The organism is Crossiella cryophila (genome assembly GCF_014204915.1).
Lineage (GTDB): Bacteria > Actinomycetota > Actinomycetes > Mycobacteriales > Pseudonocardiaceae > Crossiella > Crossiella cryophila.
Map to the genome: position 1 here is coordinate 9,569,733 of NZ_JACHMH010000001.1, position 15,803 is coordinate 9,585,535.

Genomic DNA, 15,803 nt, shown 5'->3' on the forward strand with positions numbered 1-15,803 from the left:
TCGGCCCTCGCCGGAGTCGGGTCTGGGACAGGATGTCGGCCATGCAGCCCGGTCCGCACCAGCACCAGCCCTACCAGCAGCCGCAGTACCCGCCGCCCGGCTACGGCTACGGGTATCCGCGACCGCCGAAGAAGAACAACGGGCCGGTGATCGCGCTCGTGGTCGGGCTCGCCGTGCTGCTCCTCGCCGGGATCGGCGTGGTCGTCTACCTCAACTCCGGCGGCACGACCGACTCCGCGGAGACCGGCGCCGAGGCCGGGCCGGGTCCGGCCGACAAGTACACCGACCTGCCGGAGTGCACCACGCTCAACGCGAAGCTGACCCTGTTCCCCACCCTGGAACCACGCAACGCGCAGAAGAAGAAGGACACCCAGGCATCCCGCGGCGACGGTGATCTGCAGACCGTGGTGGTCAAGTGCTACTGGGGCACCAAACAGCCCGAGGTGAACATGCGGGCCGAGATCACCCTGTTCGTCAGCGACGGCCAGCCAAAGCACAACGGCACCAAGGACGGCGCCGAGTACTGGCTGACCATCGACAAGTCCCCGGCGGACCGGCAGGACGGCGACACCGTGCTGTTCCCCAAGTCCACCGGCGGCAACGGCTGCTACGGCCGCTTCAGCGACGGCAACGTGCTGGTGACCCTGCAGCAGGAGGGTCCGGGCATCCCCGGCGGCGCCACGCACGGCCCGGAGATCGACCAGTGCCGGGACAACCTGCTGCCCAAGGGCAAGGAGATGGTGGCCGCGCTGAAGGGCTGATCTCGACTCGCTATCAACTGCGGCGGACACTTGCGTAAACTTCCGCCATGCAATAGACCCATCTTGTGAAATCTTGGCGAGTGCTCGGGCTGCTGTCCGGCACGTCGATGGATGGCATCGACGTGGCCGCGGCCGAGTTCCGCCTCGCCGCCGACGGCTGGCTCGAACTGCGGCCGCTGGGCTGCCTGGACGTGCCCTACCCCGCGGAGCTGCGCGCCGAACTGCTGGCCGCGCTGCCCCCCGCGGACTGTTCGGCCCGGCAGCTGTGCCGGCTGGACACGCTGGTCGGCCGGGCATTCGGGGTGGCCGCGCTGCGCGGGCTCACCGAACTCTGCGATGGGCAGGCCGATCTGATCGGCTCGCTCGGGCAGACGATCTACCACTGGGTGGAGGACGGCCGCTGCGAGGGCACCCTGCAGCTGGGCCAGCCCGCCTGGATCGCCGAGGCCACCGGACTGCCGGTGGTCGCCGACCTGCGGACCAGGGATGTGGCCGCCGGTGGGCACGGGGCACCGCTGGCCGGACTGTTCGACCAGCTCTGGCTGGGCCACGGGCGGGCGCGCACGGCCGCGCTCAACCTCGGTGGCATCGCCAACATCAGCGTGGTCGGTGGCGGTCTGCCGCCGCTGGCCTACGACACAGGTCCGGGCAACGCGCTGCTTGATTCGGCCGCCCGGCTGCTACCGGAACGTCGGGAGCGCGATGAGGGGGGCCGGCTCGCCGCCATCGGCTCCCCTCACCCGGACCTGTTGTCAGCCCTGCTGGCCGACCCGTACTACGAGCTGCCGCCGCCGAAGTCCACCGGCAAGGAATATTTCACCGCCGAGTACCTGCACGCCGCCCTGGCCCGCCTGGCCACCCCGCCCTCGATCCCGGACCTGCTGGCCACTTTGGTGGAGCTGACCGCCCGCACGGTCGCCCAGGAGTGTGATCGGCAAGAGGCCACCCGGGTGGTGGCTTCCGGAGGCGGGGTGCACAACGCCACGCTGATGGCCGCCCTGAGCAGGCATCTCGCCCCGGCCGAGCTGGTCACCAGCGCGGCCGAGGGACTGCCTGCCGACGGCAAGGAGGGCTACCTTGCGGCGTTGCTCGGCCTGCTCACCTTCTGCGGTCAGCCCGGCAACCTGCCGGCGGCCACAGGGGCGGTCGGCCCGCGCCCGCTGGGCAGCATCACCCCGGGCCGGACCGCGTTGCTACTGCCCGCACCATGGCCGCGACCACCGGTCGCGCTGCGCTGCGTGGCCACGGGGGCTGACCGGGGGCACACAACTGGGGAGCCGGTGCGAACCGGCGGTTAGAGCAGGAGGTGGGACGTGCGCAGTCTCGACCTGGCCATCATCGCGGTGTTCCTGGTGGGCATGCCGCTGCTGGGGATCTGGATCGGCGGCAGACAGAAATCGGCCAGCGACTACTTCGTCGGCGAGGGCAAGATCTCCTGGTGGGTGGTCTGCCTGTCGGTGGTCTCCGCGGAGACCTCGACGCTGACCGTGCTCAGCGTGCCGACGGTGGCCTACCTGGCCACCCCCGGCGCGGGCGGGATGACCTTCCTGTCGCTGGCCATCGGCTACCTGCTGGGCCGGATCGTGGTCTCCTTCGTGCTGCTGCCCAAGTACGTGGCCGGTGACCTGGTCACCGCCTACGCCTTCCTGGGCAAGCGGTTCGGCGACGGGCTGCGCACCACCGCCTCGGTGACCTTCCTGTTCACCCGGCTGCTGGCCGACGGGCTGCGGTTGTTCGCCACCGCGATCCCGGTCAAGGTGGTGCTGGCCGCCTACGGCGTGGCGGCGAACTACTGGACGATCGTGTTCGTCCTTGGCATCGCGATGGTGGTCTACAGCTTCTTCGGCGGGGTGCGGGCGGTGGTCTGGGTCGATGCGATCCAGATGGTCTGGTACCTGCTCGGCGCGGCCGTGGTGATCTGGGTGCTGGCCGACCGGCTGCCCGGCGACTGGCTGGGCAAGGCCTTCGACGCCAACAAGTTCCAGGTCTTCGACCTCACCTCGGACCCGCGGTACAGCCAGTACGCGTTGCTGGCCGCGGTGGTGGGTGGCGCGGTGCTGTCCATGGCCTCGCACGGCGCGGACCAGCTCATCGTGCAGCGGCTGATGGCCACCAAGGACGTGCGGGCGAGCCAGAAGGCGCTGATCGCCAGCGGTGTGGTGGTCTTCGTGCAGTTCGCGTTGTTCCTGTTCATCGGCGTGATGCTGTGGGCCTTCTACAACGCGGCCAAGCCCGTGCAGGACCTGGGCCTGAACAACAACGACGAGTTGTTCGCCAACTTCATCGTCACCGAACTGCCCAGTGGCCTCTCCGGCTTCGTGATCGCGGGCATCCTGGCCGCGGCGCTGAGTTCCTCGCTCGGCGCGCTGGCCTCCTCCACGGTCACCGACGTCTACCAGCGGGTGGTCAAACGCCCGCTGTCGGACGCCGACCTGCTCCGGCAGGGCCGGATCTGGACGGTGATCTGGGCCGGGCTGCTGATCGTGTTCGCCGGGTTGTTCGCGCAGTACGGCTCGCGCGGCGACACCCTGGTGGAACAGGGTTTGTCGATCACCGGTTACACCTATGGCGCATTGCTCGGCGCGTTCCTGCTCGGGTTGATCGTGAAACGGGCCCGGCAGTCCGACGCGATCATCGCTTTCCTGGTGACGGTGGTGACGATGGCCGCGATCATCCTGCCGCCGGTGCTCAGCGGGACGAAGGGGCTGGCGTTTCCCTGGTATCCGCCGCTGGGCGTGGCGATCACTTTGATCGTGGGCGGGTTGTTGTCGCTGCGGCATCGCGGTAGCCCGCCGCCGGTGGAGGAACCGGCGAGCGAGGCGAAGGCCGCCTGAGACGAACGAAAAGGCCCCGGTTTCCAGTGACGGAAACCGGGGCCTTTTTCAGCTAAGAGTTACCGCACGTTCACGATCACTTCTTGTTCGCGGTGAGGCAGAGCACGGTGCCGGTGGCGCCGCTCCGGCCTTCCGGAACCCAGATCGCGTCCGTGGTGTCCGCGTGCGGCTCGCACAGCTCGATCTTGAAGTCGGCTTCCTTCTTGTCCTCGTACTTGCCGACGACCTTGTACTGCGCGTCCGCGTTGCCGCAGTCGACCTTGTTGGCCGAGTTGACCTTCTCGCCCTCGACCTTGGCCGCGATGCACTCGCCGACCTTGGCGCTCTGGGCGGAGTTCATGTAGCGGTAGACCGCGAAGCCACCAGCGACCAGGACCACGAGCAGGATGCCGAGGACCTTCGGCAGCACGCTCTTCTTCTTCTTGGGCGCGGCGGGCTGCTCGCCGGCCGGCTGAATCGGCTGGTCCTGCGGGGCGTTGGCCTGTGGGTTCGTCATCCCCAGTGTCTCCTTGTTGAAGTTCGCCCACATGGGCGACGCGCAATGGTGACATGCTGTCACCTAAGGCACAAATCGAACGCTAATGTGTTACCGGCTCGAGACACAGCACTCGGCCTTTGCCGCCCTTTTTGCCTTCCCAGTAGACCGACTTCGCGGTCGGGAAGGGTTCGCAGACGTTGCTCAGGCCGAGTTGGACGGTGAACTCGCTCTGGTCCTCGACGATGCCGGCGACCTTGAAACTCGCCTCCGGCTTCGTGCAGTCGGCGCGCTTGTAGGAGTCGGCCTTGCCGGACTGGCCCTGCAGGCATTCGCCGACGGCCGCGTCCTTGGCGTTGGTGTAGCTCGCGTAGATCCCGAATCCGGCCGCGATCGCGACGAAGATCCCGTAACCGATGAGCTTCCTGGCCCAGCCGGGCAGGCCGGATCGTGGTGCGGTGGTCATCCCCAGTGTCTCCGATACATCCATTAGCCCAATCGGGCTACATGAACCGGCGACAGTGTGCCACAGGACCTGGCCTGACCTGCTGTGTTCTGAAACTCAGCCGGAATCGGTAACGACGCGGGCCGCGGCCAGCCCGCCCAGGCCACTGACCCCGCCGCCGCGTCTGCTGCCCGCGCCGGCCAGCAGCACCCGGCGCAGGCCGGGCACTGCCACGCCCCAGCGCTGGGCCGGGGTGTCGGCTGGTTCCTCCTCGGCCAGCCAGGGCCAGCTCAGGTCGCCGTGGAAGATGTGCCCGCCGGGCATGCCGAGGTCCCGTTCCAGGTCGACGGGGGTGGATGCCTGGACGCAGGGGTTGCCGTCGGCGTCGGTGGCGAGCACGTCGGAGAGCGGTTCGGCCAGGTGGTGCTGGAGGGCGGCGAGGGCGGCCGCGGTGGCTTCCTCGCGGCGGTTGTGCTCGCGGAAGAGGCGGGCGGGCGCGTGCAGGCCGAACAGGGTGAGCGTGTGGTAGCCCTCGGCGGCGAGCGGGCCGAGGATGGACGGGTCGGTCAGCGAGTGGCAGTAGACCTCGCAGGGCAGTGGGTTGGGCAGTTTCCCTTGGGTAGCAAGGGCATGGGCTGATTCCAGCTCGGCGTAGGACTCGCCGAGGTGCAGCGTCCCGGCGAATGCCTGGCGCGGGTCGGCGCCGCTGCGCAGCCGGGGCAGCCTGCGCAGCAACAGGTTCACCTTGAGCTGGCTGCCCTCGGGGTCGGTGGCCGGGCGGCCGAGCAGGCGATCGAGCACGGCGGGGGCGACCGCGGCGAGCAGGTGGTCGGCACTGAACTCGCGGCCGTCCACTGTGGACACCTCGACCCGGTTCCCGTTCTCCCGCACCGAGTCCACCGGGGTGTCGGTGTGGATCTCGACGCCGGCGGCCTGGGCGGCGGCGGTGAGGGCGTCGGCCAGCGCGCCCATGCCGCCGACCGGGACCCGCCACTCCCCCGAGCTGTTGCCCGCCACGTGGTAGAGGAAGCAGCGGTTCTGCGCCAGGCCGGGGTCGGACAGCGAGGTGTCGATGCCGATCAGGCCGTCGGTGGCGACCACGCCGCGGACCAGGTCGTCGGCGAACTCGCGTTCCAGGACCTCGGACAGTGGCCGTTCGACCAGGTCGTCCCAGGTGTCGGCGCCAGCGAGCGCGGTCACCCGGTCGCGGACCTCGGCCCGCCGGGACAGCGGGCCGTCCAGGGCCGGGCCGACCGCCTTGGCGAAGGCGTCCACCCGGCGGTAGAAGCGCTGCCAGGCGGTCCAGGCCGCCGGGGAGCCGGTGACCTCGGCGAAGGACGCTTCGGTGGCGGGGCCCGGTTCGCGTTCGACCAGCAGGCCGAGGTCGCGGCCGCCGCGGCGCAGCGGGGTGTAGGAGGACACCGCGCGGGAGCGCAGTTCCAGCGGCAGCCGCAGTTCGGCGGCCAGTGCGTCCGGCAGCAGGCTGACCAGGTAGGAGTACTGGGACAGCCGCGCGGGCTGACCTGGGAAGACCTGTTTGCCGATGGACGCGCCGCCGAGGTGCCCTGCCCGTTCCAGCAGGCGTACCGAGCGCCCGGCTCTGGCCAGCAGCACCGCCGCGACGAGCCCGTTGTGCCCGCCGCCGACCACGATCACCTCGCTGTGTCCGTTCATGACAGCGATCGTGGCCGAGCGGGCGGGCTCAGCGATAGCGGCGATGGATCAGATCAGGAACAGCGGGAACAGCGCGAGCAGGAAGATCACGGCCATGATGGCGATCATCGGGATCAGCGCGGGGGTGGGCTGCGGCACCGGGCCGATGGCGCCACCGGCGAACATGAACGCGGGCGCGCGGTAGAACACCGGCACGTTCTGGCCCTCGGCGATCGGGATCATCGCCTCGGCCGGGCCGGCGTCCATGAAGATGTAGTGGAAGTGCACCCGCACGTGGTACTGGCCGGGCGGCAGGTCGATCGGGGTCTGGCCCCACTCGATCGGGCCTGGCCTGCCGTTGATGGTCAGCGTGGGCTTGAACCAGTTGAGGATGAAGGCCAGCGGCATGAACGAGGTGTCCAGCACCAGCCTGCCGTGACCGGGCTGGGTCGGCGGGAACTGCTGCTGCGGCTGCTGGCCCGGGTAACCGCCGGGGCCACCGGGACCGCCGGGGTAGGCGCCGGGCGGGGGCTGCTGCGCCGGGAAGCCACCGCTGTGCGGGGCCTGGTACGGCTGGGTCGGCTGCGGGCCGCCGGGGTACGGCTGCTGCTGACCCGGGTAACCCGGCTGCGGCTGACCCGGATAAGGCTGCTGCTGGCCGGGAAACGGCTGGCCAGGCTGCTGCCCGGGGAAGGGCTGCTGCCCAGGCTGATAGGGCTGCTGGCCGTAGGGCTGGTTCACGAGAGTGCTCTCCCCCGAGTGGGTGCGGTTCCGGATGCGCGTGACCTTAGAGGGTCAGGAGGCCGGAACCGGTTCCGGCTCAGGCGCGTTTTCCGGATCGTTTTTGGGCACGTGCTGGTGCTCGGGCGCGGGCGCGGCGGTGTCCACCCCGCGCATGCGCTGCGAGATGACCTGGCTGATGCCGTCGCCGCGCATGCTGACCCCGTAGAGCGCGTCCGCGATCTCCATGGTCGGCTTCTGGTGGGTGATCACGATGAGCTGCGACTTCTCCCGCAGCTGGGCGAAGAGCGTGATCAGCCTGCGCAGGTTGGTGTCGTCCAGCGCGGCCTCGACCTCGTCCATGATGTAGAACGGCGAGGGCCGGGCGCGGAAGATCGCCACCAGCATGGCCACCGCGGTCAGCGACTTCTCGCCACCGGAGAGCAGGGACAGCCGCTTGACCTTCTTGCCGGGCGGCCGGGCCTCGACCTCCACACCGGTGGTGAGCAGGTCCTCCGGGTCGGTGAGCAGCAGTTTGCCCTCGCCGCCGGGGAAGAGCGTCTGGAAGACCTGGACGAACTCCCTGGCCACGTCCTCGTAGGCGTCGGCGAACAGGGCCAGGATCCGCTCGTCGACTTCCTTGATCGTGTTGAACAGGTCGCGCCGGGCCGCCTTGAGGTCCTCCAGCTGGGTGGAGAGGAACTTGTAGCGTTCCTCCAGCGCGGCGAACTCCTCCAGCGCGAGCGGGTTGACCTTGCCGAGCAGGGCGAGGTCGCGTTCGGCGCGCTTGGCCCGGCGTTCCTGGGTGGGCCGGTCGTACGGCATCGGCTGCGGCGCGCTGACTTCCTCGCCGCGTTCCTTGGCCGCCTCGTACTCGCTGATCTCCAGCGCGGTGGGCGGGATGAAGGCCATCGGCCCGTACTCGCCGACCAGGTCGTCCAGGCCGATGCCGAAGTCGTCGGCGATCTTGGTTTCCAGCGTTTCGATGCGCAGCCGCTGCTCGGCGCGCAGCACCTCGTCCCGGTGCACCGCGTCGGTGAGTTTCTCCAGCTCGGTGCCGAGTTCGCGGACCCGGTTGCGCACCTTGCCGAGCTGGCCCTCGTGCTCGGCCTTGCGCACCTGGGCGGCGTCGCGTTCGGCGGCGGCGCGGGTCAGCGACAGCGCGATCCGGGCCAGTGCGGTCTCACCGGCGGAGACGACCGCGTTGGCCACGGTGGCACCGCGGGTGCGGGCGGCGCGGGCGCGTTCGGCGCGTTCCCTGGCCTCGCGTTCGGCGCGGGCGGCGCGGCGCAGCGAGTCGGCCCGGCCGATCAGGGCGCGGGCGCGTTCCTCGGAGGTGCGCTGGACCAGCCGCGCCTCCATCTCCTCCTGCCGGGCACTGGCCAGGCTGGCGGCGATGTCGTCGCGGGCGCTGGTGTCCGGCTCGTCGTCGGTCTCCTGCTCGCCCTCGACTTCCAGCAGCCGTTCTTCCAGCTCGGTGAGCCGGGTGAGGTTCTCCTCGCGGGAGTTCTCCACCTTGGTGCGCTGGCCTTCGAGGCGTTCGGCCTCGGCGAGCGCGGAGCGGGCGGCCTGGCCGAGCCGGGCCAGCCGTTCGGAGCTGCGGGCGCGCTGCACGCGGGCGTCGTTGACGGCTTCCTGGGCCAGGCCGACCTCGTCCCGGCGGGCACGTTCCTCGGCGCGGGCGCCTTCCAGCGCGGCTCCGGCTGCTTCCAGGCGGTGTTCGGCCTCGGCGAGCTGGTCGCGGGCCTCGTCAACGGCGGCCTGGACCTCGATCACGCTCTGGCTGCGGCCGGAGCCGCCGACGGCCCAGTCCGCGCCGAGCACGTCGCCGCCGGTGGTGGCCACCCGGACCTCGGGGTGCGCGGTGACCAGCGCACCGGCCGCGGCCAGGTCCTCGACCACGGCCATCCGGTCCAGCGCGCGGCAGAGCGCGGGGCGCAGCTGTTGCGGCACGTGCACCAGGTCGACGGCCCAGCGCGCGCCGGGCGGCAGCTGCGGCCAGCCCGCGCGGTCGGGCATGACCTGGTTGGCGCCGACGAGCAGGCCGGCCCGGCCGGAGTCGGAGGTCTTGAGCAGTTCCAGCGCGGTGAGCGCGTCGCTGGTGCCTGCCAGCGCGACCGCGTCGGCGACCGGGCCAAGGGCGGCGGCCATGGCCACCTCGGCGCCGGGTTCCACGGTCATCAGCGCGGCCACCGAGCCGAGCAGTCCCGGCAGCCTCGATCCGGCGGCGAGCAGCGCGCCCGCGCCGTCCTTGCGGGTCAGGCCAAGGGAGAGTGCGTCGACGCGGGCCTTCCAGGAGGCGATCTCGCGTTCGGCCTTGCGTTCGGCGGCGACCAGTTCGTCCACCCTGGCGCGGGCCTGCTTGTGCGCGGCCTGGGTGGATTGCTGGCGTTCGCCGATGCCGGTGTCGTCGTCCTCCTCGATCCCGCTGGCGGCCTTGGCCTCCTCGACCTCGATCTGGGCCAGTTCGGCGCGTTCGCGGGATTCGGCCAGTGCGACGGAGAGCCGTTCGATCTCCTCGGCGGTGGCGCCGGTCTTGCTGCGCAGTGCCTCGACCTGACCGGCCAGCCTGGCCAGGCCCTCGCGGCGGTCGGCGATGGCCCGGATAGCGGCCAGGTGCGCGCGTTCGGCGTTCTTCAGCGCCTGCTCGAACTCGGTGCGGGTGGCCTGGGCGACGGTGAGCGCCTCGGTGGCCATCTCGGCGGCTTCCTGGAGTTCGGCCTCCTGCAGCGCGACCTCCTCGGCCTCGCGTTCCAGGTCGTCGGGGTCGCGGCCACCGCGGTTGGCCTCCACCGGGGCGGAGAGGTGCCGGGCGCGTTCGGCGGCCAGCCGGACCGTGCCGCGCAGCCGTTCCTCCAGCGCGGACAGGCGGTACCAGGTCTCCTGGGCATTGGCCAGCATCGGCGCCTCGATCGCCAGGCGCTCCTCCAGCTCACCCTGTTCGGCCTGGGCGACCTGGAGCATCTGCTCGACCTCGGCCCGCCTGCGGCGCGCGGTGGCCTCGTCGGCCTCTTCCCTGGCCAGGTCGGTGCGCTGGGTGACGAGTTCGTCGGCGTAGAGCCGCAGCCGGGCATCGCGCAGGTCGGCCTGCACGGTCTGCGCCTTGCGCGCGATCTCGGCCTGCTTGCCGAGTGGTTTGAGCTGGCGGCGCAGTTCGGCGGTGAGGTCGGTGAGCCGGGTGAGGTTGGCCTGCATCGCGTCGAGCTTGCGAATGGCCTTCTCTTTGCGCTTGCGGTGCTTGAGCACCCCGGCGGCTTCCTCGATGAACGCGCGGCGTTCCTCTGGGCGGGACTGCAGGATCTGGCCGAGCATGCCCTGCCCGACGATGACGTGCATCTCCCGGCCGATGCCGGAGTCCGACAGCAGTTCCTGGATGTCGAGCAGGCGGCACTGGCTGCCGTTGATCTCGTATTCGCTCGAGCCCTCGCGGAACATCCGGCGGGTGATGCTGACCTCGGTGTACTCGATCGGCAGCGCGCCGTCGGAGTTGTCGATGGTCAGGGTCACCTCGGCCCGGCCGAGCGGCGGCCGCCCGGAGGTGCCGGCGAAGATGACGTCCTCCATCTTGCCGCCACGCAGGGCTTTCGCCCCCTGCTCCCCCATCACCCAGGCCAGCGCGTCCAGCACGTTGGACTTGCCGGAGCCGTTCGGGCCGACAACGCAGGTGATACCCGGCTCGAAGCGCAGCGTGGTGGCCGAGGCGAAGGACTTGAAGCCCTTCAGCGTCAGGCTCTTGAGGTGCACGTGCGCCCGCTCCTTCCCGCGCTCACCGGTCGGGGTGTCCGGGAGAGGGTACCCACGTCCACCGTTCGAGCGTCGGAGCCGGGCCGGGTGTGCCCAGGTCTACCTCTTCGGCCTCGGGAACGGCACAACCCGGCTGACCTCGTCTTCCGGGCCGTCCGGCTTGGCCCTGGAGCCACCGCGGCGGGAGTTGCGGGGCAGCCGGACGTCACCCAATGCGGGCCAGGCGAGGCCGCAGCGGTCCAGTGCGGAGAGCACCTCGCGCAGGGGTTCGGCCTTCTCGGTGGCCACGTACTCCCAGACGATGGCGCCGGCCTCGGGGCGCGGGCGGCGGCGGACGAAACCGTGTTCGACGGTGTAGGCCAGCAGCGGGTCGAAGTCCTCGGCCTTCATGCCGAGGCCGCGGCGTAGCTCGACCGGCTCGCTGGTGCCCGCGAAGAGTTGCTCGAGGATGAGCAGCACCCGGAGGTCGCCGAGTTCGTCGAGTGCACGCGCTACCGAACCGGCCACACCGGTGAAACTGGGCCTACCCGCCATGGCTTGACCTTACTTGATCTTTCGGGTGCCAGGCGTGGGCTCAGCGCTCGCGGAACCCGGACAGACCACCCTTCGCGGCCGCCCATTGCTCCACCACGGTGGTCACCTGACCAGGGGTATCGCCTGAGTGGAGGAAGGTCAGTAGTTCTTCGCAGAGCTGGCGGGTTCCTTCCGCCACCACCTCGACCCGGCCGTCCACCGCGTTGCGGGCCCAGCCGACCAGTCCGAGCTGCAATGCCTTTGCCCTGGTGGACCAGCGGAAACCAACCCCCTGCACCTGTCCGTGTACCCAGGCCGTGAGTCGCACCACTTCTGCCGTGTTCGCCACGGGTTCATCGTGCCGGACAACAGAAATCGGCCATGCAGGACCAACCGGGTTAACTCGATGGTGGTACGTTTCCTCGCCGTGACCACCCGGCGCAAGGAACGCAACCCTGGTGTGCTCGGTCTCGTCGCGATGATGGTGGGCGCCGCCGGCGCCTGCGGCCTGACCCTGATCGCGCCCACGGCTTTCCAGGCGCTGACCGGGATGGACCTCATCGCCAGCGCCGAGGCGGCCCGGGAGCAGGTGACCGGCCAGCAGAACAGGGACGGCGCGCTCCCGCAGTGGAACGGCGAGGGCACCCTGGCCGCCCCGACCAGCGCGGTCAACCCGAGCAGTGCCACCAGCACGGGCACCTCCAGCAGCCAGGCCCCGAGCAGCAGTGGTGAGGCGCCGCCGAGTTCGAGCGAGCAGCCCCCACCGTCGAGCACCACCGACGCGCCGCCGCCCAGCACCAGCCAGACGGTGGCCAAGCCGCCGCCCACGACCACCACTCCGCCGCCCGCGGAGAACCCGGCCGCCTCGCCCGCGATGCGGGTGGTGCAGCTGGTGAATCAGGAGCGGGCCAGGGCGGGCTGCCGTAGCCTCCGAGTGGACGAGCGGTTGGTTGCGGCCGCCCAGCGGCACGCGAGCGATATGGCCAGCCGCGGCTACTTCTCGCACACCGCACCAGAGGGCACGTCCTTCGTTGACAGAGCGCGATCAGCTGGTTACCCAGCGCCAGGCGGTGAGAACATCGCCAAGGGGCAACGTTCTGCCGAGAAGGTCATGGAGTCGTGGATGGGTTCAGCAGGTCACCGGGCGAACATCCTGAACTGTTCGTTCGTCGCAATCGGCGTCGGTCATGAGACCAGGGGCCCGCACTGGGTGCAGGTGTTCGGCAGATGACCATGTCCACCCCACCGCCGGAGCCGGGTCACCGCCGCTCCGACGTGCCGCGCGGCGCGGCCCTGGCCGCCGTCGCCCTGGCCACCGCCACCGCGTTCGCCGGGATCGCGGCGCTGAGCGCCACCACCAAGCCGGGCCCGCTGACGCCGAACAACGCGCGGCTGGACAACGTGGTGCTGCGCACGACGGTCTCCAACGGAACCACCGTGACGGTCACCGAGACGGCGTCGACCACCCCGTCCTCCAGCAGTAGCAGCACCTCCAAGACCAGCACCACCCCCACCGGCACCAGCACGTCCACCACCACCGGCAGCTCCGACCCCGGCCAGCCGACCAGCAGCCAGGGCGAGCCGCCGCGCACCACGACGACCACCACCACGACCACGACGACAACCACCACCACCAGCCAGTCGACGGTGCCGACCCCCACCGCGACCACCACCAGCGCCTCCCGGCCACCCACCGGCGGGTGAGCAAGCTCGCCATCCACCCGTGCCGGTCGCTGTGCGCGTGGCAGGAGACGCGGGCGGAGATCGGCGGGTTGCCGGTGCTGGCCTGCCGGGGGTGCGGGTCGCAGTGGATCCGGTCGGAGGGGTGGACGCCGATCGATCACACGGGGCGGATTCCGGATTGTGTGCGGGCGGAGCTGGCGAAGCGGGTGTGAGGCGGGGTCAGCCGAGGTCTGCTCCCGGCGCGATCACCGGCGTTCCTCGTCGCGCATGACGATCAAAGCGTCGGAAACCGAACGGCCCTCAGACGGACTGGTGGGCTGCGGGGCACACCACCGCCGTCGCCCGCACTATCGGGCGATCAGTTCCGGCAGCAGCCGATCCACCGCGCGCCGCCAGAACTCCACGCACGCCTCAGCCGCGCTCGCGTGCCGGGTTTCCCCGCACACCCGCCCCGCCCGCACCTGATAAACCCGCCACGAGTCCAGCCGTTCCGCGATCCGCAACGTGTCCGACCCCCTGCCCCCGCCCAGCGTGTAGCTGTCGTACGGGAAACCGTGGTCCCGCAACGCGATCGCCAGTTCCTGCGGCGTGCTCGGGTTGGCGTGCCAGGGAAGTTGGCGCCAGTGGTGCAGGAGTTGTTCGTAGCGGGTGGGGGCGAAGCGGTCGGCGAGGCGGTCCGGGGCGGCGATGCCGGGGGCTGAGGCGAAGGGGTCGATCAGGTCGGCGGCGGCGTCGCCCTCGCGCTGGTACTCGGCCTGGACGCGGGTCCGGCCGCGTTCGGTGTAGCGGAGTTCCCAGTGGCCGTCGGGGAGTTCGTGCAGGTGGGCCACGTCGTCGAAGCCGGGGCCTGGGCGGTGGACGCCGTGGGTCGGGGACTCGATGCCGACGGGCCTGGTCCAGCCGCTGCGCTGCTCGATGGCCAGGGCTTCGGGCAGGGTCAGGTCGTCCGGGGGTGACTCGGGTTCGGCGGGGGCCGGGAGCGGGTGCGGGTCGGCGCCGAGCAGGGTGGGCAGGTCCTCGTCGACCAGGCGGCGCCAGAACTCGGCGCAGGCGGTGGGTTCGGGTTGCCAGTCGGTGATCGGTTCGGTGCGGCCGGAGCGGACCCGGTAGACCCGCCAGCCGGCCACGCGCTGTTCCAGGCACAGGCGGCCCTCGAACGCGCCGCCGTACAAGGAGTACGCGCTCGCGGGCACGCCGAGCTGGGCCAGGGCCTCGGCGAGCTGGTCGCGGGTGGCGGGGCGCAGCCGCCAGGGGGTGTGTCGCCAGCGGGCCAGCAGGGTGTCGAAGGCGGCCTCGGTCGCGGGGCGCGGGGGTGGGGTGGTGCGGCCGAGCACGCCGGCCAGCAGTTCGGCGCAGAGCTGCGATTCCACGTCGTAGCACCGGTACGGGGTGACTCGCTCGCCGCGTTCGGAGCGGTAGAGCAGCCACCCCGAGCCGGTGTCGGTGGCCTGCCAGCCGGTGTCGAGCTGCCGCAGCGGCAGACCGTGCGCATCCGACCAGATGGCGTAGTCGTCGGTGTGGCCGAGCTGCCGGAGCAGCGCGACCGTGTCGGGCACCGTGAGGTCGGCGGTCATGCCGCCAGAGGGTAGTTGCTACAGCTCGCTGACCACGTGCTGGGCGATCGGGCCGAAGGTCAGCCGCAGATCGGTGAGCTGGCCCGCGGCCGGGATCCAGGCCAGTGGCGCGTAGTGCCGGACGATGCCGAGCTGGGGACGCAGCAGCGGCTCACCACGCTCGTTGCGCGGCCACTCCACCTCACCGCTGAGCGTGCGCGCCGGGATCAGCCAGTAATCGCCACCGCGGTACTTCCCGCCAGGGGCGAACCACACCTGCACACCGTCCTCCAGATCCAGCCACCTGCCCTCCTGCACCGGCCGGGCGTCGCCGCGCTGGTCCCAGCGCCGCAGGAACGCGTGCCGGCCAGGGCGGCCGACACCGGTGGCGGACTCCACCGACAGCTCGACCCGCAGCGCCTCGGTGTCGATATCGCGGACCTGGGCCAGCGGACCGATCTCACCGCGGGCCACCGAGGCGTCGTCGGCCAGCTCCACCCAGTCACCGATGGACAGGCCGAGCTTGAGGTCCCGCGCGCCCTCGGCCAGGGTCACCCAGGTCTTGTCCACTGTGGACACCGGCAGCGCCACCGAACCGTTCTCCCGCGACCACTTGAAGGTCGGCTCCTTGCCGCCCGCGTGGATCTCCACCCGGTAGAGCTGGTTCTCCAGGCCGCGGAAGCGGGCGTCCGGGGCGGACAGGCAGGGATCGTCCTCGGTGCGGGCCGGGCGTTCGGCGCGGGCGGCCAGCCTGCCGGTGGCGCGGCCGCGCTCGACCCAGCCGTCGAAGGCGGCCATCAGGTTCTCCGGGGTGGGGCGCTCCGGGATCTGCAGGCCGTCCTTGGCGGTCAGCGGCAGCACCTGCCAGCTGACCTTGGTGCGCGCGGTGGTGTCCGGCAGTGCCGGGCCGAGCGCGGTCTCCCTGATCTCCGGGTCCTGGATGGCGGTGACCAGGTGTTCGGTCACCAGCAGGTAGGCCAGGAACGGGAATTCGGCCGGCAGGTGGTGGGCCTCGTCGGGGCGTTCCTGGTCGCGGTGGGCATCCGGCTGGTCCCAGTAGGTCCACTCGGCGGGCGGCGCGGGGGTGGGGTCGGTCTCCGGGTCGTCGAGGACCGGGACGCCGCGCGGTGGGCGGCTCGCCTCGACCAGGATGCCGTCCACGTAGTACCGGCCGCCGCCGATGACCAGGCTGGCCGGGGCCTTGTCCTTGGGCACGTAGGTGAGCTTGAAACCGTTGGCGCCGCGCGGTCCGCCGAAGCGGCCGATGATGTCGCCGATCGCGGTGCGCTGCCGGTGCTGGTCGATCCGCACCTGTTCGTTGGCCTCGGCGTCCAGCTGCACCCGGCCCTGCTGGGCGAGCACCGCGGAGAACCGCTTGTCCGGCCGGAAGGTCAGCCGGGAGAAGTCGCCGTGCATGTTCTG

The 15,803-nt window shown here is 71.0% G+C and carries 14 protein-coding genes; 4 read left to right on the forward strand and 10 right to left on the reverse strand.

Going from position 1 to position 15,803, the window contains the following annotated elements:
- Nucleotides 1–41: 41 nt before the first annotated feature.
- The 3 genes from HNR67_RS41090 (at nucleotide 42) to HNR67_RS41100 (ending at nucleotide 3,595) form a co-directional block, all read left to right on the forward strand.
- Nucleotides 42–761, forward strand: coding sequence for a hypothetical protein (locus HNR67_RS41090; RefSeq protein ID WP_185009078.1), 720 nt, complete (start codon nucleotides 42–44; stop codon nucleotides 759–761).
- Nucleotides 762–868: 107 nt separating this feature from the next.
- Complete coding sequence (locus HNR67_RS41095; RefSeq protein ID WP_221491433.1) at nucleotides 869–2,059, forward strand: anhydro-N-acetylmuramic acid kinase; 1,191 nt, start codon at nucleotides 869–871, stop codon at nucleotides 2,057–2,059.
- Between the two features lie 15 nt (nucleotides 2,060–2,074).
- A complete protein-coding gene (locus HNR67_RS41100) occupies nucleotides 2,075–3,595 on the forward strand; it encodes a sodium:solute symporter (protein WP_185009080.1) in 1,521 nt (506 codons plus the stop codon).
- A gap of 76 nt (nucleotides 3,596–3,671) precedes the next feature.
- On the opposite strand, the gene HNR67_RS41105 is transcribed toward HNR67_RS41100, so the two are convergent.
- From HNR67_RS41105 to HNR67_RS45440, 7 genes are all read right to left on the reverse strand, one after another.
- Entirely contained in the window at nucleotides 3,672–4,091 is a 420-nt protein-coding gene (locus HNR67_RS41105) for an LppU/SCO3897 family protein (RefSeq protein ID WP_185009081.1), read from the reverse strand.
- Nucleotides 4,092–4,173: 82 nt separating this feature from the next.
- On the reverse strand, nucleotides 4,174–4,536 hold the full coding sequence (locus HNR67_RS41110; RefSeq protein ID WP_185009083.1) for an LppU/SCO3897 family protein: 363 nt from the start codon (nucleotides 4,534–4,536) through the stop codon (nucleotides 4,174–4,176).
- 96 nt (nucleotides 4,537–4,632) lie between these two features.
- Nucleotides 4,633–6,189: a phytoene desaturase family protein gene (locus tag HNR67_RS41115; RefSeq protein WP_185009085.1), complete on the reverse strand. Its 1,557-nt coding sequence runs from the start codon at nucleotides 6,187–6,189 to the stop codon at nucleotides 4,633–4,635.
- 48 nt (nucleotides 6,190–6,237) lie between these two features.
- Nucleotides 6,238–6,909 (reverse strand): hypothetical protein, encoded by a 672-nt coding sequence (locus HNR67_RS41120; protein ID WP_185009087.1) that lies wholly within the window; start codon nucleotides 6,907–6,909, stop codon nucleotides 6,238–6,240.
- 54 nt (nucleotides 6,910–6,963) lie between these two features.
- Nucleotides 6,964–10,632: a chromosome segregation protein SMC gene (gene smc, locus HNR67_RS41125; RefSeq protein WP_185009089.1), complete on the reverse strand. Its 3,669-nt coding sequence runs from the start codon at nucleotides 10,630–10,632 to the stop codon at nucleotides 6,964–6,966.
- A gap of 99 nt (nucleotides 10,633–10,731) precedes the next feature.
- Complete coding sequence (locus tag HNR67_RS41130; protein WP_185009091.1) at nucleotides 10,732–11,166, reverse strand: winged helix-turn-helix transcriptional regulator; 435 nt, start codon at nucleotides 11,164–11,166, stop codon at nucleotides 10,732–10,734.
- A gap of 40 nt (nucleotides 11,167–11,206) precedes the next feature.
- Entirely contained in the window at nucleotides 11,207–11,494 is a 288-nt protein-coding gene (locus tag HNR67_RS45440; protein WP_312989272.1) for an acylphosphatase, read from the reverse strand.
- A 57-nt stretch (nucleotides 11,495–11,551) separates the two neighbouring features.
- Between HNR67_RS45440 and HNR67_RS45445 the strand changes: the two genes are divergently transcribed.
- Nucleotides 11,552–12,376: a CAP domain-containing protein gene (locus tag HNR67_RS45445; protein ID WP_246492710.1), complete on the forward strand. Its 825-nt coding sequence runs from the start codon at nucleotides 11,552–11,554 to the stop codon at nucleotides 12,374–12,376.
- A 28-nt stretch (nucleotides 12,377–12,404) separates the two neighbouring features.
- Here the strand turns inward: HNR67_RS45445 and HNR67_RS41145 are convergent, their stop codons facing one another.
- The 3 genes from HNR67_RS41145 to HNR67_RS41155 form a co-directional block, all read right to left on the reverse strand.
- Nucleotides 12,405–12,839, reverse strand: a complete 435-nt coding sequence (locus HNR67_RS41145) for a hypothetical protein (protein WP_185009093.1) — start codon at nucleotides 12,837–12,839, stop codon at nucleotides 12,405–12,407.
- A gap of 336 nt (nucleotides 12,840–13,175) precedes the next feature.
- Nucleotides 13,176–14,402, reverse strand: coding sequence for a hypothetical protein (locus HNR67_RS41150; RefSeq protein WP_185009095.1), 1,227 nt, complete (start codon nucleotides 14,400–14,402; stop codon nucleotides 13,176–13,178).
- Nucleotides 14,403–14,420: 18 nt separating this feature from the next.
- Nucleotides 14,421–15,797 (reverse strand): DUF6519 domain-containing protein, encoded by a 1,377-nt coding sequence (locus HNR67_RS41155; protein WP_185009097.1) that lies wholly within the window; start codon nucleotides 15,795–15,797, stop codon nucleotides 14,421–14,423.
- Nucleotides 15,798–15,803 lie beyond the last annotated feature (6 nt).